Source organism: Desertivirga xinjiangensis (assembly GCF_024436435.1).
GTDB lineage: Bacteria > Bacteroidota > Bacteroidia > Sphingobacteriales > Sphingobacteriaceae > Desertivirga > Desertivirga xinjiangensis.
In genome coordinates this window covers 24661-48362 of the sequence record NZ_JAFMZP010000007.1, presented here as the reverse complement: position 1 = coordinate 48362, position 23702 = coordinate 24661, and the positions used below count along the sequence as shown (strand labels likewise).

The 23702-nt window shown below is 42.7% G+C and carries 22 protein-coding genes; 10 read left to right on the top strand and 12 right to left on the bottom strand.

Going from position 1 to position 23702, the window contains the following annotated elements:
• Positions 1-23: 23 nt before the first annotated feature.
• Both J3P37_RS16725 and J3P37_RS16720 read right to left on the bottom strand, forming a co-directional pair.
• Positions 24-401, bottom strand: coding sequence for an SPW repeat protein (locus J3P37_RS16725; protein ID WP_256012499.1), 378 nt, complete (start codon positions 399-401; stop codon positions 24-26).
• Positions 402-526: 125 nt separating this feature from the next.
• Positions 527-1420 (bottom strand): diacylglycerol/lipid kinase family protein, encoded by an 894-nt coding sequence (locus J3P37_RS16720; RefSeq protein WP_256012498.1) that lies wholly within the window; start codon positions 1418-1420, stop codon positions 527-529.
• A gap of 107 nt (positions 1421-1527) precedes the next feature.
• Here J3P37_RS16720 and surE point away from each other — a divergent pair, with 107 nt between their 5' ends.
• Positions 1528-2262, top strand: coding sequence for a 5'/3'-nucleotidase SurE (surE, locus tag J3P37_RS16715; protein ID WP_256012497.1), 735 nt, complete (start codon positions 1528-1530; stop codon positions 2260-2262).
• A gap of 58 nt (positions 2263-2320) precedes the next feature.
• Here surE and J3P37_RS16710 read toward each other — a convergent pair whose 3' ends face one another.
• The gene (locus tag J3P37_RS16710; RefSeq protein ID WP_256012496.1) at positions 2321-2911 is read right to left on the bottom strand and encodes a riboflavin synthase; all 591 of its coding nucleotides are present in this window, start codon (positions 2909-2911) and stop codon (positions 2321-2323) included.
• A gap of 242 nt (positions 2912-3153) precedes the next feature.
• On the opposite strand from J3P37_RS16710, the gene rpoN reads away from it, so the two are divergent.
• Positions 3154-4629: an RNA polymerase factor sigma-54 gene (gene rpoN / locus J3P37_RS16705; RefSeq protein WP_256012495.1), complete on the top strand. Its 1476-nt coding sequence runs from the start codon at positions 3154-3156 to the stop codon at positions 4627-4629.
• Positions 4630-4684: 55 nt separating this feature from the next.
• Here the strand turns inward: rpoN and J3P37_RS16700 are convergent, their stop codons facing one another.
• The 4 genes from J3P37_RS16700 to J3P37_RS16685 all read right to left on the bottom strand — a co-directional run bounded on the left by J3P37_RS16700 (position 4685) and on the right by J3P37_RS16685 (position 10480).
• Positions 4685-8290 (bottom strand): PKD domain-containing protein, encoded by a 3606-nt coding sequence (locus tag J3P37_RS16700; protein ID WP_256012494.1) that lies wholly within the window; start codon positions 8288-8290, stop codon positions 4685-4687.
• A gap of 50 nt (positions 8291-8340) precedes the next feature.
• On the bottom strand, positions 8341-9171 hold the full coding sequence (locus J3P37_RS16695) for a DUF6929 family protein (RefSeq protein WP_256012493.1): 831 nt from the start codon (positions 9169-9171) through the stop codon (positions 8341-8343).
• 157 nt (positions 9172-9328) lie between these two features.
• On the bottom strand, positions 9329-9823 hold the full coding sequence (locus J3P37_RS16690) for a pyridoxamine 5'-phosphate oxidase family protein (protein WP_256012492.1): 495 nt from the start codon (positions 9821-9823) through the stop codon (positions 9329-9331).
• A 60-nt stretch (positions 9824-9883) separates the two neighbouring features.
• Complete coding sequence (locus tag J3P37_RS16685; protein WP_256012491.1) at positions 9884-10480, bottom strand: DNA-3-methyladenine glycosylase; 597 nt, start codon at positions 10478-10480, stop codon at positions 9884-9886.
• 103 nt (positions 10481-10583) lie between these two features.
• On the opposite strand from J3P37_RS16685, the gene J3P37_RS16680 reads away from it, so the two are divergent.
• The 3 genes from J3P37_RS16680 (at position 10584) to J3P37_RS16670 (ending at position 14032) form a co-directional block, all read left to right on the top strand.
• Positions 10584-11198 carry an RNA polymerase sigma-70 factor gene (locus J3P37_RS16680; protein ID WP_256012490.1) on the top strand — a complete coding sequence of 205 codons (615 nt, stop codon included), beginning with the start codon at positions 10584-10586 and terminating at the stop codon, positions 11196-11198.
• Positions 11195-12166, top strand: coding sequence for a FecR domain-containing protein (locus J3P37_RS16675; protein ID WP_256012489.1), 972 nt, complete (start codon positions 11195-11197; stop codon positions 12164-12166). Before J3P37_RS16680 ends, J3P37_RS16675 begins: the two co-directional genes overlap by 4 nt.
• A 96-nt stretch (positions 12167-12262) precedes the next feature.
• Positions 12263-14032 (top strand): hypothetical protein, encoded by a 1770-nt coding sequence (locus J3P37_RS16670; protein WP_256012488.1) that lies wholly within the window; start codon positions 12263-12265, stop codon positions 14030-14032.
• A gap of 3 nt (positions 14033-14035) precedes the next feature.
• On the opposite strand, the gene J3P37_RS16665 is transcribed toward J3P37_RS16670, so the two are convergent.
• The gene (locus J3P37_RS16665) at positions 14036-14245 is read right to left on the bottom strand and encodes a DUF551 domain-containing protein (RefSeq protein ID WP_256012487.1); all 210 of its coding nucleotides are present in this window, start codon (positions 14243-14245) and stop codon (positions 14036-14038) included.
• A gap of 80 nt (positions 14246-14325) precedes the next feature.
• Between J3P37_RS16665 and ppnP the strand changes: the two genes are divergently transcribed.
• Complete coding sequence (ppnP, locus tag J3P37_RS16660; RefSeq protein ID WP_256012486.1) at positions 14326-14607, top strand: pyrimidine/purine nucleoside phosphorylase; 282 nt, start codon at positions 14326-14328, stop codon at positions 14605-14607.
• Positions 14608-14674: 67 nt separating this feature from the next.
• Here the strand turns inward: ppnP and J3P37_RS16655 are convergent, their stop codons facing one another.
• A complete protein-coding gene (locus J3P37_RS16655) occupies positions 14675-15217 on the bottom strand; it encodes a HEAT-like fold family protein (protein ID WP_256012485.1) in 543 nt (180 codons plus the stop codon).
• A gap of 84 nt (positions 15218-15301) precedes the next feature.
• Here J3P37_RS16655 and J3P37_RS16650 point away from each other — a divergent pair, with 84 nt between their 5' ends.
• Positions 15302-16930 carry an ABC-F family ATP-binding cassette domain-containing protein gene (locus J3P37_RS16650; protein WP_256012484.1) on the top strand — a complete coding sequence of 543 codons (1629 nt, stop codon included), beginning with the start codon at positions 15302-15304 and terminating at the stop codon, positions 16928-16930.
• A 225-nt stretch (positions 16931-17155) separates the two neighbouring features.
• On the opposite strand, the gene J3P37_RS16645 is transcribed toward J3P37_RS16650, so the two are convergent.
• Positions 17156-17716, bottom strand: a complete 561-nt coding sequence (locus tag J3P37_RS16645; protein WP_256012483.1) for a DUF2892 domain-containing protein — start codon at positions 17714-17716, stop codon at positions 17156-17158.
• A gap of 73 nt (positions 17717-17789) precedes the next feature.
• Between J3P37_RS16645 and ung the strand changes: the two genes are divergently transcribed.
• Entirely contained in the window at positions 17790-18461 is a 672-nt protein-coding gene (gene ung / locus J3P37_RS16640; RefSeq protein ID WP_256012482.1) for a uracil-DNA glycosylase, read from the top strand.
• Between the two features lie 21 nt (positions 18462-18482).
• On the opposite strand, the gene J3P37_RS16635 is transcribed toward ung, so the two are convergent.
• On the bottom strand, positions 18483-18971 hold the full coding sequence (locus J3P37_RS16635) for an Lrp/AsnC family transcriptional regulator (RefSeq protein ID WP_256012481.1): 489 nt from the start codon (positions 18969-18971) through the stop codon (positions 18483-18485).
• A gap of 100 nt (positions 18972-19071) precedes the next feature.
• Here J3P37_RS16635 and J3P37_RS16630 point away from each other — a divergent pair, with 100 nt between their 5' ends.
• Together J3P37_RS16630 and J3P37_RS16625 are read left to right on the top strand one after the other, a co-directional pair.
• Positions 19072-20940, top strand: a complete 1869-nt coding sequence (locus tag J3P37_RS16630) for an Nramp family divalent metal transporter (RefSeq protein WP_256012480.1) — start codon at positions 19072-19074, stop codon at positions 20938-20940.
• Between the two features lie 8 nt (positions 20941-20948).
• On the top strand, positions 20949-21371 hold the full coding sequence (locus J3P37_RS16625; protein WP_256012479.1) for a hypothetical protein: 423 nt from the start codon (positions 20949-20951) through the stop codon (positions 21369-21371).
• A gap of 6 nt (positions 21372-21377) precedes the next feature.
• On the opposite strand, the gene J3P37_RS16620 is transcribed toward J3P37_RS16625, so the two are convergent.
• Positions 21378-23624, bottom strand: coding sequence for a TonB-dependent receptor (locus J3P37_RS16620; protein ID WP_305121180.1), 2247 nt, complete (start codon positions 23622-23624; stop codon positions 21378-21380).
• Between the last annotated feature and the right edge of the window lie 78 nt (positions 23625-23702).

The window sequence follows — 23702 nt, the reverse complement described above, 5'->3', positions numbered from 1 at the left end:
TTTTTATTTAGAATCTTGTTAATTTAATGTGCAGGTGTGATATGACCATGTGAATGCTGAGAAGTTTTCTCGGTAAACAAACTCGCCCCTATCTCTAAGATACCAACAAGTAAATGAGGCAAATATACCATCTCATCAAAATTAAACAACCATGGCGAAACTGCAAGAAAAATACCTGTGATCATGTCGATCGTTAAGTGGGTTGACATAGATATCGTCTTTTTGGCACCTCCTTCATAATCTGTCATGAAAGACATTATAAGTACCATCGCACCAACGATGATGGCAACCCATTTGGCGTCGTTTACATCGGCGAAATTAAACAACCATGGTGAAGCGATTAATAGTATACCCGTCATATAATCCAACATGGCGTGTACTTTTCTGTTTATGAATCTCATAGGTTAAAAATTTAGTTTTTCTTAAACGTATGTGTTCAATTACGGTGCCAGTATGACGCTTAAAAGAGCGAAAAAGTTATTTTTGCCCCTAGTATGTCTGATATGTATTCACAATTGACTTATTTTTAAGTCAGAAAGTCTATTAAACCATCCTGAATCTCGACTTCTATCTCCAGAGGCTCTTCTATTTTGAAAAGTTCGTCGTCTACATGGAGCCTGGTAGCCGCAGACAGGATTTTAATTTTCCGGCAGCGGGTGCGATTAAAATCGGATTCGATTTCTTCACCTTCGATTTTCGACTTCAGGTATGCGGAAAGCTGCTCCCTGTCATCTTCCGGAATAAGTACCAGATCGAACCAGCCATCATAGGGGTCTGCATCGGGGGATAAAATTAAGTTAGGCCCAATGGAGCGTATGTTCATGATCTCGACCAGCAAATATCTACCGGTATGTTTCATTCCATCAACCTCAATCTCGAAACTATCGGGCTCAAAAGAGGAAACTATCTCGTTCAGTGTAGCCAGGGCAGCTTCCAGTTTTTTTTCCGGGGTATCCTTCATGTTTTCTTCGATCTTTTTCATTCTGGATATCAATTCTGGAAAAACCCCATACCCCATCCCTTCAAGGAAGAACCGGGCTTCCTTAAAACGATAAATTAAGCCGGCATCGAAACGTTTCTTTTTAAAATTCGTCCAGGAATCTACCACTTCTTCGGAAGACTCAGGCAGGCCAAGGGTCAGTGCCAGATTATTAGCAGTACCAAGGGGCAAAACTGCTAAAGGAAACCTTTTGTCTGACAGCTTTCTTTCAAGCAGCTTTTTAACAACTTTTCGAACAGTGCCATCACCCCCCGCCACCACTAGACAGTCGACATCGTGGCTTATGTTTTCCCAGTCTTTATCTTTAATGGATGAATATTCCGTATAGAAGCCCCGCGACTCTATCAATTTTATTAGCTCCAGGTGGGAGTGCTCTTCATCTCCTGCTTTTGGGTTATGTATAATCTTAGTCTTGATCATTGGGGGCCTTTTAAATTGCTTTAGAAGCATGAATCTTTTCGAAAATATTTTTAGGAAAACATCAAATGTGATTTTTGGTTGCATTGGTAACGAATTATATATTTTCTATGAAGATTCTAGTAACCAATGACGATGGAATTTACAGCCCGGGAATTGCAGCTCTCGCAAAGGTAGCCTCCCGGTTTGGAGAAGTACGTGTGGTAGCTCCGGATGTTGAGCAATCATCAATGGGTCATGCTGTAACTCATTCCAGGCCACTATCCTATAAGCTTTCACCGATTAAGTTTGAAGGGATTGAAGCATACAGGGTGAACGGAACCCCGGCAGACTGTGTGGCTTTAGGCACACATCTCTGGTCTAATACCGATATTGTGCTATCCGGAATCAATATGGGACCGAATCTGGGAAATTCTATGTGGCATTCAGGAACGCTTGCGGCAGCCAAGCAAGGCGTATTACTGGGCATTCGCTCTATAGCTCTGAGTACTCCTGTAGGAAAAACCGAGCCTGATTTTGCTTTACTTGAGCCCTTTGTAGAACGCACTCTGGAACTTCTCCTGGAAAGCAGGGAGCTGGGTTTGTATAACGTAAACTTTCCCGAGCAGCCGAAAGATATTCAATGGACCCGACAGTCAGTACGGCTCTATGATGGTAAAATTGTTCCGGGAACGGATCCTATGGGAAGGAAACATTACTGGTTTACCGTAACTCCCCTGGAATCAGCCGAAGAAGGAACAGACCGTTGGGCGGTTGAACAGGGTAATGTTTCTATTACTCCTCTGCGCCTCGATCTTACCGATGAGGTGGTTTTGAAGAAGGCGATGGAAGAAACTCCGCTTTGAGTTATGAGTTATGAGTGATAAATTATGAATGATATGCGAGGTCATCATTCATAATTCATCACCTATTATTGCCTAAAAGTCTTGCTACATATTTTCCAATGATGTCAAATTCCAGATTGACTGAATTTCCGGGTTTGACATTCTGAAGGTTGGTATTGGCATTGGTATAGGGTATAATGGCTACAGAGAAGGCGTCGTCGCGGGAATCTACTACTGTAAGGCTGATTCCGTTAACACAAATTGAACCCTTCTCAACCGTTATGTTTCCCTTGGAAGCATCATAGCTAAAAGTATAGATCCAGCTGCCATCAAGTTCCTTCAGATCAACACAGATAGCTGTCTGATCAACGTGCCCCTGAACGATATGTCCATCAAGACGTCCATTCATCTGCATGCAGCGTTCTAAATTAACCAGGTCGCCTGCTCTCAATTCTCCAATATTCGACTTTAAAAGTGTTTCTTCTACTGCGGTAACGGTATGGCTATTCTCATTGATACCCACAACAGTTAAGCATACGCCATTATGGGCAACCGACTGATCAATTTTTAACTGATCTGAAATAGATGAAACAATCGTAATATGAAGGTTCCCCTGATCTTGCTTTACTTCAGAAACTCTGCCGAGAGTTTCAATAATACCTGTGAACATGGGTGCAATTTACGAAGTAAACAATATAAAAGGAGGCTTTTTGTTTCTGTTAAAAAAATCTCTGAACTTCCAGGCATAATTTAAGTACTTCAAAATAAAAGCAATAGAGATAAATGCAGCAATAATTCGCATCCTGTAAAATCTTTTTCGTGCATAAAACGTTACAAGATGATCAATAACAGCTTTAAACGTACCTGCTGTTTCCCCTTATCAATGGAATATGTACTTTTGGGGCAGAACTTATGCTAAGACAAAATTTACAACAGAAGTTACTACAAAAATTATCTCCGCAACAGATACAGTTTATTAAACTGCTTCAGGTGCCAACTGTTGCCTTAGATGCCCGCATAAAAGAAGAACTGGAAGAGAACCCAGCTCTGGAAGACTTAAGCCTAGCAAATCTTAATGAACCTGTCGAACAATATCCGGATAAAGATCCTGATGAAAGTTTTGATGCTGAAGATAAAAGCAGCGATGATTTTGACGAATTTAATATAGACGACTACCTTCAGGAGGATAATGTTAACGAATACGGCTCAAAATATGATCAAAATGGTGATGATGAAGAGGAGCGTAAAGAGATGCCCATTGCGGTTCAAAGTTCATTTTATGAGAATCTGCAACAGCAACTTGACCTGGTACCCCTCCCTGATAAAGACTTTTTGATCGGCCAGCAGATCATCGGAAGCCTTGATGATGATGGCTATTTGCGCCGCTCTACAACTTCTTTGATTGATGACCTTGCCTTTTCCCAGAACGTCTTTGCCGAAGAAGAAGAGGTTGAGGACATGCTAAAGGTGATTCAAAATTTTGAGCCTGCCGGGGTCGGTGCCCGTGATCTGCAGGAATGTCTCCTCATACAGTTAAGGAAGAAGGATCTTAATAACCCGGTTATTGTTAAAGCGATTCGCATCGTAGAAAATTATCTGGATGAGTTTACCCGCAAGCATTATGACAAAATTGAGCGAATTATGAACATCAGTTCTAAAGAGCTTAAAGATATTGTCGGTGAAATACTCAAGTTAAATCCCAAGCCAGGTGATTCGAGCGAAGTTAATACGAAGCAACTACAGGTGATTCCTGACTTCCATATTACGAACAATGATGGTATCCTGGTCCTTACTTTAAATTCTCAGAACGCACCCGAACTAAGGGTTAGCCGTTCTTATCAGGAGATGTTCGAACATTATGACAAGTCTGCACAGAAGGATAAAAAATTAAAAGAAGCCGTTCACTTTGTTAAGCAAAAGCTCGACTCGGCAAAATGGTTCATAGACGCTATTAAACAGCGTCAGCAAACCCTTTTGAAGACCATGAACGCGATCATGCACTATCAGTACGACTATTTTCTTACCGGAGATGAGCGTAACCTGAGACCAATGATCCTTAAAGATATTGCAGATAAAATAGGCATGGATATCTCGACAGTATCAAGGGTTGCCAATTCGAAATACGTTCAAACAGAGTTTGGGACTTTTCTCTTAAAGTCGTTTTTCTCTGAGGCTATCCAAACGGAAAGCGGAGAAGAGGTTTCTAACAAAGAGGTTAAAAAGATACTGGAGGAATGTATTGGAAACGAAGATAAGCGACATCCTTTGGCCGACGAGAAACTTGCTGAAATATTGAAAGAAAAAGGATATAACATTGCCCGCCGGACTGTGGCTAAGTACAGGGAAGCGATGAATATACCGGTTGCGCGGTTAAGAAAGGAACTGTAAGTAAGAAAGATTTTAAGGCGCACGCGTGCCACGTGTGCCTTAAAGTCTTTCTTACTTACCTAAGCAATGTTATTGAGCCCGAATGCCGCTTTTTCCCGTTATTAGGCTCAATGATATAATAATATACTCCTGAAGGGAGCTCTTTTGAATGATCGGTTCCATCCCAGGCTTCATGGTATTGACCTGAAGAAAAAACCACCTGGCCGTACCTGTTAAATATTTTAATAGTTGCCTTTGGCAGTGTTTGAAGATATGGAATGTTCCAGGTGTCGTTAATTCCGTCTCCATTTGGCGAAAAAGCGTTTGGGATCTCGGGCGATTCTTTAATTTTAACAAGAACATTTGCCGTAATAGTACAGCCTGCCCCACTGCTTATGGTTAACTGATATGAGGTCTCCTCTGCAGGCGACGCTACGGGGTTCAGAACGCCATCATTGCTCAGACCGGCAGATGGTGTCCATTTGTAAGTGAGGTTCTGCCCCTCCGCTTCAACAGGCAACCTGACCTCCCCTCCCCTGATCATGGTAACATCGGATATCTCGCTTATCTGCGGCATTGGATTCACACGGATAGTCTGCGATCCTTCTTCCTGGCAACCATCAGTTGTTATGAATGTATAAATTATGGTATGGTTGCCCACACCTGCAAGCCTGGGATTGAATATTCCCTCCGGAGAAACTCCATCACCTGAATATCGCTCCTGGCTTGCAGCGAAGCCGTTGATCTCCCGGGCGCTTAGCTGGAACGCATCGTCCTGTTCGCAAACCGCAACAGAAGGGTTAAATTCAATCTGCGGCTTTCCCGTAATGGTCAGCTGCTGAACATGGTCATTGTAGCAATTTTCGCCCGAAAAGACTCTCATTCTCACATTGATCAATTTTGGTGTTGTATTATGAGTTACGGGATAGGTAAAAGAATACTTCTTGCCAGGAACATCCTGAGGGTTATCCTCTGCAAGGGAGAATGACGGGCTGTTAGCATGTTCCGTATCGTCGAAGTACCATTCTATCCGGGTGATACTGCCCGTTCGTACCGAAGACTTGTCTTCAAACACTACTTCGGAGCCGCTGCAAATTGATCCCTGGCTCATAGAAAAGTCAGCTTGGGGGTTAGGGCTGCTTACTGTGACTATCTTTTCCTCAATGGTCTTACATCCGCTTGCCGATGTTACTGTCAGCCGCACCCTAAAGTCGCCCTCGCCGCTGAACCTATGCGCACCGTCTTTTTGTTGGGAGATATTGTTCACGCCATCGGGATCGCCAAAGTCCCATGTATAATGTAATTCAGCGGCATTACCAGCAAAGCTTGTGGTATTAACGAAAATGGCTGCATCTGTCAGACAGACCTCTGGCACGGTAAAGTTTGCAAGAGGTAAAATATTAACAATCACATCAAGCTCTGTTGCTGTAGCACAGCCCTGATCGCTTGTTACTGTTAGTTTAACCCGGTAAGTTCCGCTTTGCGAAAAGATATGGACAGGATTCTGAATATCAGATACGTTTTTCAGGCCAGAAGCCGGATCTCCAAAATCCCAAATCCATTTCTCCACAGATCCTGCACTAATTACAGACTGATCAGTAAAAGCCACTTCCAAAGTCTCGCAGGCAGGGGCAGTATAAACAAACCTGGCTGTAGCTGAGGGATTTACATTTACTGCCAGGGTTTTGGCTTGAGAAAGACAACCCGTTTCAACAACAAGACTGATGGTGTAATTACCGCTTGCCGCATAGACATGTGTAAATGGATCGGCAGATAAGCGGGTTTCCACCGGGCTTCCGTCGCCGAAATCCCAGTGCCATTTACTTATATTTTGCCCATTTCCGGAGCTTTTGTCTGTAATAATTACCGGAAGTCCCTGACACAATGGAGCAGAGGTCTGAAAATCAGCTATAGGAAAATCGAAAACTTCATAACTAAGCTCGATCACTTCATTCGGGTCACAGCCAATGGGCGCAGGATTAATAGCGCTGGCTTTGATAAGATACGATCCCGGTTCTGGATAAGAAAGACTTGTGTTGAGGTATTTATACTTATATAAAGTTTCTCCATTCTGGGTTATTACTGTGTACTGCGGATTAGTGTCAGTAATGATCACCCCGCTGTCCAGCTCCCATGTCAACCTTGGGGTCATAAAAGGCAGCACTACAAATAAATTGAATGGACTTCCTGTACATCCAGAAGTGAGGGCTTGTCCCGTTGAGGAATTCTCAGGGAGAATGAATTTATTCAAATTTTTCAGATCCGATCCCGCCAGATAGCCATATGATTCAAATTGCCCGTATCCGTAAGCAATGGCTACGAAACCTCCGTCTGCCCGTACACGATGCGTTGGATTAGTCTGTGAGGATTGAGTGACATCGATGACGGTATAGCTGTATTCGGCGTTGATAGGGGTAAAATTGGCTGCTGGTATAAGCGCTCCGTCAACACTTAAGGTACCGGCGTCGACCGTTTTGATAATTACATTGATGAAATGCTTAGTAATGGAGGTTGGGGCTGCGGCAGTAGAAATGGCTGAATACACGGTGACATCCTTTAAAGTCTGCTCAATAGGATTAAGTATGGTCATTTCCGGGTCGCCTGGATATGGGATTTGGTTACCCTGGTAACCCTCGTTTTGCGGATTACAGTTCTGCGACGTTTGAAACTGCGTAACATTGATAGGCTTATCGGCATTTATCACATTCGCCTCCTGGCTGAAAAAAGTAATTATACTTCCTTTCATATAGGGGTTCGCGAGTGTGTCCCCATTGATTGATGTTGTTGATCCATTTATTTTAACGGTGGTACTATCTTCGGCCACCTGGATGCGATATATGTCTACACTTCCATGTAGAGTATTATAGAAGGGCGCTGATATAAAATTCTTACCCCATGCAGTAACCGGTAGCAGCTGCTGGTATAAATTATCATGCCCGGAAGGACTATTTGGGTTTGTAGTATTGCCGTCTTCACAAAAGCCATTCTTCGAGCTGCCCGAAAACACGGCAAATGGAGTGCAGCCGGTTGCCGTCCGGATCCTCGAACCCGATAGATCTCCGGTTGATTGGTATTGATAAACATCTCCTTTATTAAGGATTATCCCGAAGGGAACTCCGGCTCTGTGAGCAGCATTAGCCACACTATTCTGACTAGGGGTGATCTCAATTTTTGTACTATCCTCTACACCTACAATGGTGAATTGCGACAAGCGGGTTTCGAAGCGGGAACTTTCTATCTGATCATAAGCTATGGCATAATAATCGCTGCCTAAGGCCCTGGTGGGAAAAACTAAGCAAGCAGCAGATCTGGCCTCATGTGAAATCATTGAATAAACGACCACCGGTTTATCCGAACTTATATGAATGCCTTTTTGGCTCTCTATTCCATCTCGGATATCTACGTATACGTCAACCTGATTTGGGTTAATTACCACGGCTCTTGCCTGATTTGCAATAAGTGAAACCTTGCTCAAAGTATCGTTCCCAGCAGTTATAGTTACGTTAGAAGCAGTTTCAGAAGTGATAAATAAAGTAAGCCTTGATGCCGTACTATCAACATGCCCTGCATATACCACCCAAAAGTCTGTTCCTTTATTTGAGGTGCCTTGCGCCCCTGACCGTAGGGCACCGAAAACAATACAGGTAAAAAACACCATGTAAAGTATTCTCCTTAACAACATTGTTCAGCAATTGGTTTGTTTGGTTGGAAGATAGTAAAAAATACAATCATTTAAAGACTAATCCATATCTTGTATAGTATTGTGTTCCCATCGTCGTTGTCAGCTACAAGTATAAGATCGTATTCTTTTCCTGCAGATCTTGTAATCGCAACAGATTCAATCTTCATTTTTTTGAAGGAGGAATCAACAGAGGCAAGTGGCAGCCATACATCAACAGACAGAGAATCAGATTCATATTTAGCGGAAATGTTATCAATTAATGCCAGAAAGCTGTCCCCAGTTTCACCATCCGAATAAGAGTTAGCTGTATCTTCTGTAGAAAAGGTGAGTAACAGCCGGTCGTTAATTTCATCGTACGCCATGCCAGATATCCCTGCGGTTGCTTCTGGCTGCTTAAGTTGGATACGTCTTATAGCAGTGGTCTCCAGTTCTGTCAATTTATAAGGAATGCTTATCAGATAATCGGGTTTAAGCGCTGCGGACCTGTTCCCAAGCAGCATTTTTTGTTTTACGAGGGACGCAGCTTCAATATTTAATTCTCTTACCCCAAGCTCCTTAATTTTATCGTATAAAACACCCAGATCATCTCTGCGCACGCTCCCGTTAGCGACATTATATCTAAAAAGACTGTCCCGGTACCCCGGCACAGAACCGGAGCCGAAAAGCCACACATTACTTTCCTCTCCCTCCTGAATGAAATCGCCGGCTTCAATGTCGGGCTTCACACTTTTATTTATTCGCACGGTCTCCGAGGAAAAGACCGGTATTCTTTCCTTTATAAGAAAAGCAGTATCGAGGATCAGCATGTGCGGGGCATCATCCCCCATTAGATAGAGCTGATCTTTATAAAAACTCAGTGTTGAACCCGAAGGGTAAGTCATTTTCTTCGCCCGGAGTAGCCTGGCCTCCTTTATCTTAACAGGCCCGGGATCTGTTTCGTTACAGGCAAGGATAGAAATTGCAAGCAGTAGGTAACAACACCGCTTATACCATGTGTGATGTATGAAAGAAATCAGATCTGAGCGGACGAACAATGGTCTAAAAGCTTATTTTCCCATGTTCATCATGATGCAAATCCTCGTCAGCTATAGGAGATGAGCCCAGCACTCCCATAAAGTGAAGCATTCCATCTTCTGAATGACTTTCCCAATATTCCATCTGATAAGGTATTATTTTCAATAAAGATAAGCGTGGGTCATCTATTCCCCCGGGAAAGAAGCGTTTAACCACCGGACTAAACAATGCAATCATTTTATCCTTATCGTTCACCACTTCCGCGTAACCGTTCACGGTAACGTATGAATCTTTTCCGGGATGCGAATAGCTTAGGCAAACTTTATGTCTCTCCTGGAGGTCACTAACCTTCTCAGAGTACTCGTCTGTAAAAAACCAGATATTTCCCTCCTGATCCACCTCGGTGGTTGCCATCGGCCGGGTCTTAATTTCATCTTCATGAAGAGTGGAGAGCATGGCAATTTCAATGCCCTGAATAAGCTCTTTCATCTTTTCAATATTATCTCGGGTACTTTGCATCGCTTTTTTTTATAAAAAACATATGCAGCGAGAGATGGTTTGAAAACAATTGAAACTTTGTCACTTCCGGCTAATAAACTTGTTTCCTTTAATATAAAATCTCCAGGGAATGCTCTTGTAAGGTTCCGCAATGTTTAGTCCAATTCGGGGGGCGGCTACAACAGACTCGGCGGAAACAATAAATCCCCTGTCTTCAAGCCAAACTTCGTCGCCTGCCAGCGAGATCCCATTTTGTTGTTTTCCTAAACCCAGAGCCTTTCCCAATGCTCCTGGTCCTTTACATAAGCGTTTGTCATCGTCAAATACCTTCCTTCGTTCGCGCATAAACTCCATACCTTCGACAGGCTCTATGGCTCTGACTAATATAGCATGCGACTCTTCAGGTTCGCCGGTTACAATATTTAACATGTCATGGATGCCGTAACAGATATACATATATACCACGCCACCGGCAGCGTACATCATTTCATTACGCGCTGTTCGCCTGTTATTATACGCATGCGAACCCAGATCGTCAGGTCCTCTATATGCTTCTGTTTCTACGATTATACCTCCAGAAAAAGCGCCATCGATGTTTGAAAAAATATACTTACCCAAAAGCTCCTTTGCAATAAGCACCACGTCGGGTCTTCGATAAAACGATAGTGGAAGTTTCATTAAGCTTATAAATAATTTTATTTAGAATTTTGTTGGCACGCGTAGGGGTATTTTCTTTTTAAATTGTATCACCTTAAAAGAACAATTGATTAAAGCTATATCTTTGAGGGACGTAACCCAAAGTTCATTAGTGGAGGCAACCGCATTAACAGATATCCAGTTACTTCAAACAGGCGACAATAAAGCGTTTGAAAGGATTTTTAAGCAGTATTTTACAAGCCTTCATTCATATGCTATGATGTTTGTAAAGGATGAGGCTCTTGCCGAGGAAGCTGTTCAGAACGTCTTCGTCCGAATATGGGAAAAGAGGGATCAACTTAATGTCCAGGCATCGCTGAAAGCGTACTTGTACCGCGCCGTACACAATGAAAGTTTGAATTACCTGAAACACCAGAAAGTAAAAGCTGATTATCAATTGCATTATTCTAACACAATGGAAGAAGCACAGGAGCAAACGGAGGGTAAAGTAATTGCATCTGAACTGGAAAAGCAGATCCTATCGGCATTGAACGACCTACCGCAGCAATGCCGTTTGATTTTTCAGATGAGCCGGTTTGAACAGCTAAAGTACCAGGAAATCGCCGATCAGTTAGGTCTGTCGATTAAAACGGTGGAGAATCAAATGGGTAAAGCGTTAAAAATCATGCGACTGAAACTCACCGAGTTTCTGCCTCTTATCCTGTTTATATTATTTGACTTATTTAACAGAAAGAGATGAACGTGGATAATTCAAATATGAACGACGAGCTTCTGGTAAAATATCTGGCAGGAGAAGCGAGCCCGGAAGAAGCGGCTTCTGCTGAGCAATGGATCCAAAGTTCAAAGGAAAACAGCAGGTATTTTGAACATTTCAAACTGATATGGGATAATACTGAACAAGCGGTGATGAGCAGCACGGTGAGCGGGGATGCCGCATGGGAACGTTTTGAAGAACGCATAAAACTTAAAAAACATGAACCCCCAGTACGCTCTCTGACCTATTGGATCAGAATAGCAGCAGTTCTCATTATTGGCTGCACTGCTGCCTGGTTTGTTTATCATCAATACCAAAATTCACCTTCGCAAGTGGTAGCCCTTAACAGTGTCGATAACATTCTGATTGATACCCTATCTGACGGATCAATAATAACTCTGAACAAAAACAGCAGCTTGCGTTACCCTGAAAAATTCAAAGGCAACACCAGGGCGGTTGTATTAACAGGAGAAGCATTTTTCAATATTGAGCCAGACAAAAGCAGGCCTTTCGTCATCAGCGTTAACAATGTTAAGGTAACCGTTGTCGGGACTTCATTTAATATTAAAAGTCGTGAAGGCAAAACAGTGGTGATAGTAGAGACCGGAATTGTGAAGGTTGCAAAAAATGCTGACGTGGTAGAACTTCGGGCGGGAGAAATGGCAGAAGTTGACTCCTTAAGCGGTAATCTGACAAAAGATGCCTCGGATAGCAAATTATATAATTATTACCGTAGCAGGGAATTTGTATGTGAAGCTACACCGCTGTCAGAATTGGTTTCGGTATTGGCGGAAGCTTATAACGTTGAAATAAAAATAGAAAACCCTGCAGTGAAGTCGCTGCCTCTCACCACTGTATTCAAGGACCAGCCGGTAGAGCAAATACTCGCTATCATTTCAGAAACATTTAAAATAAAGGTGGATAAAGAAGGAAAGCAATTTATTCTTCGATAAGTCATTGCCTTAAGTATGAGAACTTTCGTTGTAATTACCCTGAGCCTGATTTGCCACTTCGCCTTTGGGCAAAGCATTTTAAACAAGAGAATATCGATGAACGTAAGGCAAAAAAGTGTTGCCGAGGTTCTGCACCTGATTGAGTCTGAGGGGAAATTTACCTTTTCATATAATAGCGAAAGTATTCCTTCTGACAGTCTGATTAACTGTTATGCAGATGACTGGAGTGTGAAAGAAGTTCTTAATCACATTTTGGATAACAAGTTTGAGTATAAAGAAGCTGAAAATTACCTGATACTCCGTTATGCTCCTTTAAGATTAAACTTTATACCGGAGAAGGTAACAAAATCTGATCAAACGTATCACATCAGTGGCTTTGTGTCTGATGACCTTTCGGGGGCCAGACTCAGAAGTGCCAGTGTATACGACAAAAAGCAGTTGCGCTCTACAATAACGGATAAACACGGGCACTTTAATCTTAAGATTAAAACCTATAATCCCGCAATAGCCTTAACATTCAGTAAAGAATTTTACAGGGATACTACCATTATGGTACTCTCCGATGTAAAAGTAGGTTCTGACGAAAATCAGGCGGACGGGGGAAATGGATATAATGCTTTCTACCGGGTGTCAAAGGCGAGGTTCGTCAGATTCTTAACGTCCTCGAAACAGAGAATGCAGGATGTTAATATTGGAAACTTTTTTGCTGACAGCCCTTTTCAGTTTTCATTTACTCCGGGTCTGAGCACACAGGGTATGATGAGCTCACAGATCGTCAACAAGTTGTCGGTAAATATTATGGGTGGTTACACCGCTGGAGTAGAAGGATTAGAAATTGGCGGAATATTTAACATCAACAAAAAAGGAGTCAGATACGGGCAATTTGCGGGAGTATTTAATATTGTTGGTGAATCGGTCCTTGGAATTCAGGCCGCAGGCGTTTATAATGTGGTGCTCGACAGTGTCACCGGCTCCCAGTTTGCAGGTGTGTTGAATGAACTAAGGGGCGGCCTGACAGGGGTCCAGGCTGCAGGAGTACTTAACCGGACAAAGGAGGAGGTTAAGGGTGCGCAGGTTGCAGGGGTGGCGAATCTTTCTCATAAACATGTGCAGGGTTCCCAGGGTGCGGGAGTTATTAACCTGGCAAAGAGTCTGAAGGGAACTCAGGCCTCAGGAGTAATTAATCTTGCAGGAACTATTCAAGGAGTACAAGCTACTGGCGTGATAAACACCGCAGGAAAGGTACAAGGTGTCCAGGTTGCCGGAGTAATGAATCTCAGTGCAGGAAAGCTCAAGGGTACACAAGTTGGTCTGCTCAATTTTGCAGGTAAAGTAGACGGTACCCAGGTCGGTTTGCTTAATATTACTGACAGTATCAGCGGATACAATATCGGACTTTTAAACCTGGCGAGAAAAGGAGGGTATCACTCAATTTCTGTTTTTTCTACAGAACTGCAAGCCTTCAACCTCGCTGTTAAAACAGGAACCTCGCGACTTTATACTGTCCTGCAGGGAGGGGCAAATGGTGGTAATGCAAGCAAATTATACTCGTTTAGTGCAGGTTTGGGAAAAGAGATCCAGTTGCTGAGAAAGTTCAGCCTTCATCCGGAGATCAGCCATTATCAAATATACCAGGGAAGCTGGAATTATACCAACATCCTTGAAAAAGCTAATTTCTTGATCCATTATAAGCCGGTTAAGCTCATTTCGGTATTTGCCGGACCTTCTTTTAACGTATTTTACTCAAATCAAACTTCGGCAGTCGAAAACTATAGTTTTGTTCCTAATGAAATTAAGACTTTTAATATTGGCAAGAAAGACCTGAAAGGTTGGTTTGGATGGAATATTGGCTTGAGCTTCTTCTAGTCCCTAATTCTCCGGAGGCTTCGGCAAAGGCATCCAATGGGTAACCTCTCCCAGGTCTGCCTCTGTATGTTTTTGGATCTCAAAATCCCACTGCCTTGTATCCATATAATACCACCCTATCCCAATGTAATAGGTACTTGTGCAAACCAGCAAATCCATTTCACGGTCGGGCAAACCGTCTTCGACCCTCGTCCAATCCATATTGTTCTTCATCTTTACTTGTGGCAAATAAATTAATAATTATTCGAACCCGGAAATTCCTCAATAAATTCCTAATTTTTTATGTTTGCAACATGATAAATGTAAACGAATATTTTGATGGAGCTGTAAAATCATTGGGTTATGAATCAGCTGAAGGAAAATCTACCATAGGAGTTATAGAAAAAGGTGAATACGAATTCGGCACTTCTCAACATGAAACAATGGTGGTTATAGAAGGTGCACTGGAAGCTCTTTTACCGGAAGCGCAGGACTGGGTAGTTTATAGGAATGGCCAGTCATTTGAAGTTCCGGCAAATTCATCATTTAAGGTAAAGGCGCAGCAGCAAACCTCATACCTTTGTAAATATAAATAGGGTTTTAAGAATTATGAGTTATGAATTATGAGTTATGGATGTCCGTTCATAATTCATAACTCATAATTCATTTCAGCTTTTTCAGCAGTTTCTTTCCGCGTGATTGTAAAGCTGCTGTTCCATTTTGCATCAGAAACCTGATCTCCGCCTCGAGCTCTTGAGCAACCCAGGGATCAAAGCCTTTGAGGTTGTACAATACATCCATACAATTTACCTGAACGGCTACCGGACAAGCTTCCCGTGTAAGCCAATCAAAGCTTGATTCAATGATCTGCTCAATCTGATCAGCCGGTAAAGCGTCTAAAAATCCTGGCTTTGAGCTTAAACTCATCATTATCCTGGTATAATGCCTCTGGCAGCTTGGGTTATTTTGTTTGGGATAACTTCCGATAAAAGCCTTTGCATGCTTTTCTAAAGATTCAGGGCAGATCTCAAAAACACTATCAAGTATCCATGATGCTCTGAAAGCATAAGTTTGATTTTTATGAAAACTAAGATCGATAAGCAGGTCGACTGCTGCCGGATCCTTTGCTGCGATTATAGCAAGTTCTATGGCCCTTTTTTTGGTGAAGGCAACAGAAAGTTCCTTTGATAACTCTTCCTTTGTCATAAAACGGTGAGCTAAAATAAATCTTTTCAGCGAACTGGTATATCTTATTGATATTCGATACTTTTGCACCTCTAATACAAAAGCATGATTACGGTATCAAATCTATCATTACGCTACGGAAAACGTACTCTCTTTGAGGATGTTAATCTTAAATTCACTCAGGGAAACTGCTACGGTATTATCGGAGCAAATGGAGCCGGAAAGTCTACCTTCATGAAGATTCTATCGGGTGATGTTGACCCAAGCAGCGGAACAGTTGCCTTCACTCCAGGAGAACGGATGGCTGTTTTAAAGCAAAACCACTACGAATTTGATGAGTTCCCTGTTATTGAAACAGTGCTTATGGGGCATAAGGAACTCTTCAACGTGATGAAGGAGAAAGACGCATTGTACGCAAAGGAAGATTTTACAGATAAAGACGGTGAACGTGCCGGTGAACTGGAAAACATCTTTGCTGAGATGGACGGCTGGAACGCAGAAAATAATGCAGCGACATTGCTTAGCAATCTTGGAATCAAGGAAGACTCTCATTATAAATTACTTAAAGAACTTGATGGAAATCAAAAAGTAAGGGTATTGCTGGCTCAGGCTTTATTTGGTAAACCGGATATTTTACTTCTTGATGAGCCGACGAACGACCTTGACATCAATACCATTTCCTGGCTGGAAGATTTCCTCGCCAGTTATGAAGGTATAATCCTGGTGGTTTCTCACGACAGGCATTTCCTTGATACGGTATGTACACACGTTGTTGATATTGACTTCGGAAAAATGACCATTTTCACCGGAAACTACACCTTCTGGTATGAATCAAGTCAGCTTGCTCTGCGTCAGCGTTCTGATCAGAACAAGAAAATGGAAGATAAGGTAAAAGAGCTGCAGGAGTTCATCCGTCGTTTCAGCGCTAACGCATCCAAATCCAAGCAGGCAACCAGTCGTAAAAAGGCCCTTGATAAGATAAATCTTGATGAGATCAAGCCCTCGAACAGAAAATACCCCGGAATTATCTTTAACAATATGGCCCGCGAAGCAGGTGACCAGATTCTTCAGGTGGAGAACCTTAGAAAAGTTTCTAACGGTGAAGTATTGTTCTCAGATATTAATTTCTGGGTAAATAAGGGAGATAAGATTGCAATACTTTCCCAGAACAGTCTGGCCACTGCGGCTTTTTACGACATTCTAACGGGAAGAGATACTGAGTTCGACGGTGGGTTTAAATGGGGCGTCACCATTAATGCTGCTGACATTCCAAACGACAACACTGAATACTTTGAGGGAAAAGACCTGAACCTGATCGACTGGCTCAGAGAATATTCTGAAGGTGAAAAAGACGAGCAATTTATCAGGGGCTTCCTGGGAAGAATGTTGTTTTCCGGTGAAGAAGTTCTTAAAAAATGCACGGTTCTTTCTGGTGGTGAAAAAATGCGTTGCATGTTTTCGAAAATGATGTTGCAGCAAGCTAACGTACTTCTGTTTGATGAACCGACCAATCACCTTGATCTCGAGTCCATCACGGCTCTCAACAACGGAATGAAAGATTTCAGAGGTACAATTCTGTTCACTTCCCGTGACCATGAGCTTACTGAAACAGTAGCTAACCGGATCATCGAAATTACTCCAAACGGAATTATTGATAAGTTAATGAGCTATGATGAGTATATAACTAGTGAAGCGGTCAAAAAGCAACGGGAGGAGCTGTATTCGCTGGCATAGTACTGCAGTTCTCTTTGTACAGTAGACAGCTGTCTGCCTTATTTGTCCGGAGAGTTAGCGAAGCGCTCTCCGGATTCAACAATAAAAAAGAGTCTCCGACTCGACCAGGCGTTTGATATAACGCTTTAACGAGTCAGAGACTCTCTTTTATTAAACAATCCGTAGTCGGCAACCATACCTCCAAACCCACAACACTATGGACAGTCAAACCATATTTCTAAATATTTATCTTCCTCTAAATCCTCCACCGCCTCTTGTTTGAATAACGGTTTTGTCCATCTGTGCCATTTGCCCCTGCATCATTTTAATCTGCTCAGCCAACAACTTGTTTTTATCTGCCTTCTTTGCCTCCTGAAGATACATTGTAGCTTCACGTTTATTACGCTTAGCCATTGCAATACCGGCCAAACTCAATTTAGCAAGAGCAATATTATGTTCCATGGTCATTCCTAAGGCAAGCGCTTTCTTAAAGTACTTTTCCGATTGCATTGGTGCCTTCCTTGATTCTATCAATCCAATTAACAAATTATAATAGCCATGCTGAGCTTTGATCAGTTCCTTTTCGTAGTCCTTGATCTTACCCAACCATAGCTCGGCTTTTGTCATATCCTCTTTTCTCAGATAAAATTGAGCGATAAGCATCTTCTCGTTGAAGAAAAAGGTTACAAAAACCAATATTGACAGTAAAAACACAAGCACCCCCCAGACCCAATGGCCAAAAACCATCAGTGATACAGCAGCACCCAGAATCGCAAAAGCTATTATTAACCTAAAAAAATTCGGCATCGTTTATTATTTCTTTTATTTTGTGGCCCAAATATCTGCTTATTTAGCCGCTTAAACAAAAAAACGAACAATTATGGCATTACAAATAGAAGAGTCATGGAGAAAAATTCTTGAACCCGAATTTGAAAAGGAATATATGAAAAATCTGAAGTCTTTTCTTCAGGCGGAGAAGAATGCGGGTAAGACTGTTTACCCTCCGGGGAATCTTATTTTTAATGCATTCAATCACACTCCCTTCGATAAGGTTAAAGCGGTCATTATCGGACAAGATCCTTACCATGGTGCACACCAGGCGCATGGTCTTTCTTTCTCAGTGCAAAAAGGAGTACCGGTTCCTCCATCTTTACGGAACATATATAAAGAACTTTCCAGTGAAATCCCTGATTTCAAAACTCCCCCCCACGGTGATCTAACCAAATGGGCCGACCAGGGAGTTCTGCTCTTAAATGCTACACTCACGGTTCGTGCAGGCGAAGCCGCATCTCATCAGAAAAAAGGATGGGAAGAATTTACGGATGCGGCTATTCAGAAGCTGGCTGAGCAACGGGAAGGGATTGTATTTCTTCTCTGGGGAAGATATGCACAGTCCAAAGCATCTCTCATCAGCGAAGACAAACACTTTATCCTGAAAGCCCCGCATCCTTCTCCCCTCGCCCAGGGATTTAATGGCTGCAAACACTTCTCCAAAGCCAACGAAATTTTGAAGAAACAAGGACAGCAGGAGATTGACTGGACGCTGAGCTAAGGCACAATGTGATAAACAAGCTTAACTAAGTTCTGCCCCATTATAATCGAGAGGCATTACAGGTTCATCCTTACTGGTGGACAGGATCATCATTGTCTGAAATGTTTTCACCACGCTGATGTTACTGATCTTTTCCATGATCAGTTTTTCATATGATTTGATATCCTTTACGAAAACCTTAAGTATAAAGTCGCAGCCGCCCGTTACATGATGACACTCTACTACTTCTTCTATTTCTTTCACCTCGTCTGCAAAACGCTGAATGGTATTGCTGGTGTGAAAGTCCAGCTGAACCTGGATAAAAGTTTTGATTCCAAGCCCGAGCTCTTCCTCATTTATGACAGCATGGTAATTTTTTATAATGCCGGCATTCTCCAGTTTTCGAACCCTCTCCAGCGTGGGGGCAGGCGATAAACCTATCTCGCTGGACAGCTGTAGATTGGTGATCCTTCCATTTTGCTGGAGGATTTTTAGTATCTGTAAATCTATTTTATCTGGTTGGTAAGGCATCGCGATCTTAAAATTGCCGCAAGTTAAAACAATTTGAAAGTTTATTTTATTTTTAGACTAATCTAATTTAAATATTAGATTTGTAAAACATACAAAACACATGGCATCAGGCAAATACAGCGAGTCACTGGGAGAGGTACATTCATCAGTAAGTACAAACGGAAAAACCGGATGGCGAAAACTTTTTGCATTTATTGGACCCGCCTACCTGATAAGTGTTGGTTATATGGACCCGGGCAACTGGGCCACAGACATTGCTGGAGGCAGCCAGTTTGGATACAAGCTCATCTGGGTGCTGCTGATGTCGAACCTGATTGCATTGCTTCTTCAGTCACTTAGCACAAGACTCGGAATTGTAAAGGGGCTCGACCTGGCACAGGCTTCCAGGAATGCCTATCCGCGCTGGGCAAATCTGCCCTTATATGGCTTAGCGCAAATAGCCATTATAGCGTGCGATCTGGCGGAGATCATTGGTATGGCCATAGGCTTAAACCTTCTTTTTGACTTGCCACTCATCTGGGGTATATCAATAACGGTGTTAGACACTTTTTTGCTGCTGTTTCTAATGAACAAGGGTATGAGGATGATGGAAACGTTCATCGTATCCATGGTTTTTATTGTGGGAGTTTCCTTCCTTGCAGAAATGTTTATTATTAGGCCCGACATTGCAGAGGTTGCCCGGGGCTTTAAGCCTTCTCTTCCCGGTGGTAATGCGCTCTACATTGCTATCGGCATTATTGGAGCCACTGTAATGCCTCATAATCTCTATCTTCATTCTTCACTTGTTCAGACCCGGAAAATTGAACGGACAGAGAAGGGTATCCGCGAAGCGATTAAATACAATTTTATTGATACAGCTATAGCGTTAAATCTGGCTTTTTTTGTGAATGCAGCCATTTTGATCCTTGCTGCAGCCTCTTTTTTCAAAAATGGTTTTTATGAAGTTGCTGAGATCCAGGATGCGCATAAGCTTCTTGAAGGCATATTCGGCAACCTGGCTCCTACTCTTTTTGCTATTGCACTTATTGCATCGGGACAGAGTTCTACGATTACGGGCACATTAGCTGGCCAGATTGTTATGGAAGGTCATTTGAACCTCCGTATCCAGCCCTGGATACGGAGACTGATCACAAGGCTTTTAGCTATTGCGCCGGCCTTTTTTACTATTCTTTATTTTGGAGAGGATGCTCTTGGAGAACTGCTGGTATTAAGCCAGGTTGTACTAAGCCTGCAACTGGGATTTGCAATCATTCCCCTGATACATTTTACTTCAGATAAAAAGCAAATGGGTGTCTTTGCGATCAGGCACTGGGTTAAAATTTTAGCCTGGACAAGCGCCCTGATCATCATCAGTTTAAATGTAAAACTCGTATTTGAAGAAGTTTATGGCTGGGTTACCTCAACACCAAACAACTGGTGGGTATTTGCTTTTGTCCTTCCCCTGGTAATTGCAGTTTTCCTGCTTCTGTTATACGTGCTCTTAACCCCCTTAATTAAGCCTGGCAAGAAAATATCCAACATCCCTCATGGGGAAGCAATAGATATTGGCGAAATCGAGAGTGTAACCTATTCCCGGATCGGCATTACGCTGGACTTCTCGTCCAAGGATAAGAACACCATTCGCCATGCCTTGATCCAGGGCGGCAAGCATGCTCACTATTACCTGATCCACATTGTAGAAACTGCAGGTGCACGCTACCATGGAGAGAAGGTAATGGATTTTGAAACAAAAAGTGACGTTGAAAACGTTGAAAAATACCGGCATAACCTCGAGACGCTTGGTTACCAGGCAAGTGTTCTTATCGGCTACGGGAATGCATCCAAAGCCATAACCGATCTTACGAAAAGGAATAAATTTGACTTACTTGTAATGGGCGCGCACGGGCATAAGGGTTTGAGCGATCTTGTGTTCGGTACCACTCTGGATTCTGTAAGACACAAAGTGGGAATACCGGTTTTGATTATTTAAGTTTGTGCATGCGGAAGCGAATTAACAAACGATATATATTCATCCTCTTTTCCCTGCTTTTAGTGATTGCTTGCCAGTCTGAAACTAAACACATAAAAAACGCCAGATATTATGGTCCGCTGAACCCGGAAACAAAAACTGCGGCTCCCTCCATTGAGCTGGACATGGCTGTGATAGACGAGTTATTCGATAATTTGAAAAGAACGGAGGCCGCCGCCGCAAAGGGGCCATTTCAGTATGTTACTGTTGAAACGGGCAACAACACAGAGTTGATATTGCAGGTCATGGATCAAATGCCACACTCGGTAAGGATCATTAAAAAAGATCGAACAACTAATATGTGGTACGAGTTTAAAGATCAGAAAAGTATTGATCGCTGGGCGCTTTTGCTGAAGGACTGGTCACGGCAGCTTCAGCAAAAACAACCTTAACAAGTATTACTTCCTGATATTTACACGCAGCCCTAAAAAGCCGCGCATTCCCTGATTTGGCGCGTATACATACGTAGGATCGAAGGTGAGGCCGTATGGATTATTTGTATCCAGATTTTTATCAAACGGGTCGTTGGTACGGGCGATAATAAAAGGGTTGTTCCTGTTGGGTGTCCAGTTCAGCAAATTTTTGATACCTCCGTACAGTTCAAACTTTTTAACCGTGTAAGTCAGCTGAATATTCTGCAGGCTCCATACCGGTGATGTTTTTCTCCTCGGATCGAGTTCCCCTAAAGTTGGTAAATTCATCCGACCGTAGATATTTCCAGTATAATCAAAGGACAAGTTCAGCTTTCTAAAGGGCACTGTCAGAGCCCAGGTACCCATCCAGGGCTCGGTAAGCATTTGCCTCTTCTTTATGGATTGCCCTAAGTTTTTGTCTACCGTAAATACATCCATCAAAGTGATCCCTGCAAGTACCTTTACCCCTCTATTAAACGCCATGTCCAGATTGGCGCTTAGCCCTCTTGACACAGCATAGCCACTCAGGTTATCGTAGATGATTTTATTCACATCAGTTTCATAGTCGGCTACTATACGGTTAGTAAAGTGCGTATACCAGGCCGTAAATTCCAGGTTGACCGGATTGTCATTCTTTGTAAACAGCTTTCTGATATAATTCAGATTGGCGTTATAACTTTTTTCAGGTCTTAGATCATCGATAACAAGCACATCCCTGGCGCCGGTCAGCGCTGCGTGGTCCTCGGTGAATAAATTAACAACCCTGAAACCGGTACCTGCATTTAGCCGCAGAATATTAGCTCCATTAACTTTCCACTTGTAAGCAAGCCGCGGAGTGAAAATCTTCCCGTGGCTGGAGTTATAGTCGAAACGCGCCCCAAGCAATAAGTTATGCCGCTCATGCAGAGAAATGTCATCCTGCAGAAAGACTCCGGGCAGCCATACCTTATCAGGCTGGTAAAGCCCCCCTCCTGTCACGGTTGTATTATCGTCATACAGAGTATATCTCAGGGCGGCTCCTACCAAAAGATCGTGCCTGGACAGTTTTTTGTCGAGCGTGAGCTGCCCAAAAGCAATTTGCTGATCCGCCAGAAATGTGGTTGTTCCATAGACCGAGTTTTGCTCGTGCTTATTGTATGAAAACGCAAATAACAATTTCTCTTTAACCGGAAGCTGATATACGCCCAATAGCTCATAACGGTTAGTATATATGCTTTCGCCGTAAATCACATCTCCCCCCCTGAACTTCCTGTCCCAGTTCATTTCGCCACCCCACCGGTCCTCATAAAAATAGCGCCCGGCCAGAGAAAACATACGATCATCCTTTCGCTTAAAAACCCATTTCTGGAATAAAGACATCCGGTGCTGTTGTGTAACGTCAGTAAAGTGGTCCCGGTTATTGTCTATTGGGTTCTGATAATTGAAGTAGTTCAGACCAGTCAAAACAGAGGCCTTTCCAGCTTGAAATTTAAAACCCAGATCAGTATTCACTTCAGCCCATGTGGTTGAAAGAACATCTGCTGAAAATGCAGGGGCCGTTGATGGTTTTTTTGTGATGATATTAATAAGGCCTCCTACAGCCTCTGACCCGTACAGGGAAGAGGCCGGGCCCTTTACAACTTCTACTCGTTCAATCAGCGAATTAGGAATTCCGGATAAACCGTAAACCGTCGACAAACTGCTCACGATCGGCATTCCATCGATCATTACCATGGTATAAGGACCTTCCAGACCATTTATATGAATATCTCCGGTATTGCAGACATTGCAGTTAATTTGCGGACGAACGCCATTCACATTTTGCAATGCTTCGAAAATAGAAGGAGTAGGATTCTTTCTAAAGAATGCCGGACTGTAAACTTCCACTGGCACCGGACTTTCAAGCCTGCTTACCTCTTTTAATGTTCCTGAAACAACCACTTCGTTCAAACTGGATGATGAAGGGCTCAAATCAAAGTCCAGTCTCAGCGTGTCGCTATTTCCTAATTGTACTGTCTTTGTTAAAGGATGAAATCCAACGGCATGTACTCGAAAGGAATATTTTCCTGCATTCAGATCTTTTATCATAAAAAGCCCGGTGCTGTCACTTGCTCCCAAAGATTTTTCCAGGTTTTTTACGCTTGCAAATTGCACGGGAACGCCTTTCGAACTTATCATTCCGGTAACGACGCTATTTTGTGAACGGGCGTCGAAAGCAATCAGGATCAGGAAAATAGAGTACAATAGTTTCATATCGCAAATTTTCAGACCAAATATAACAAAACTTTACAAGTTAGATATACCTAACTTTTTATATAGCTTTTTTTTGGT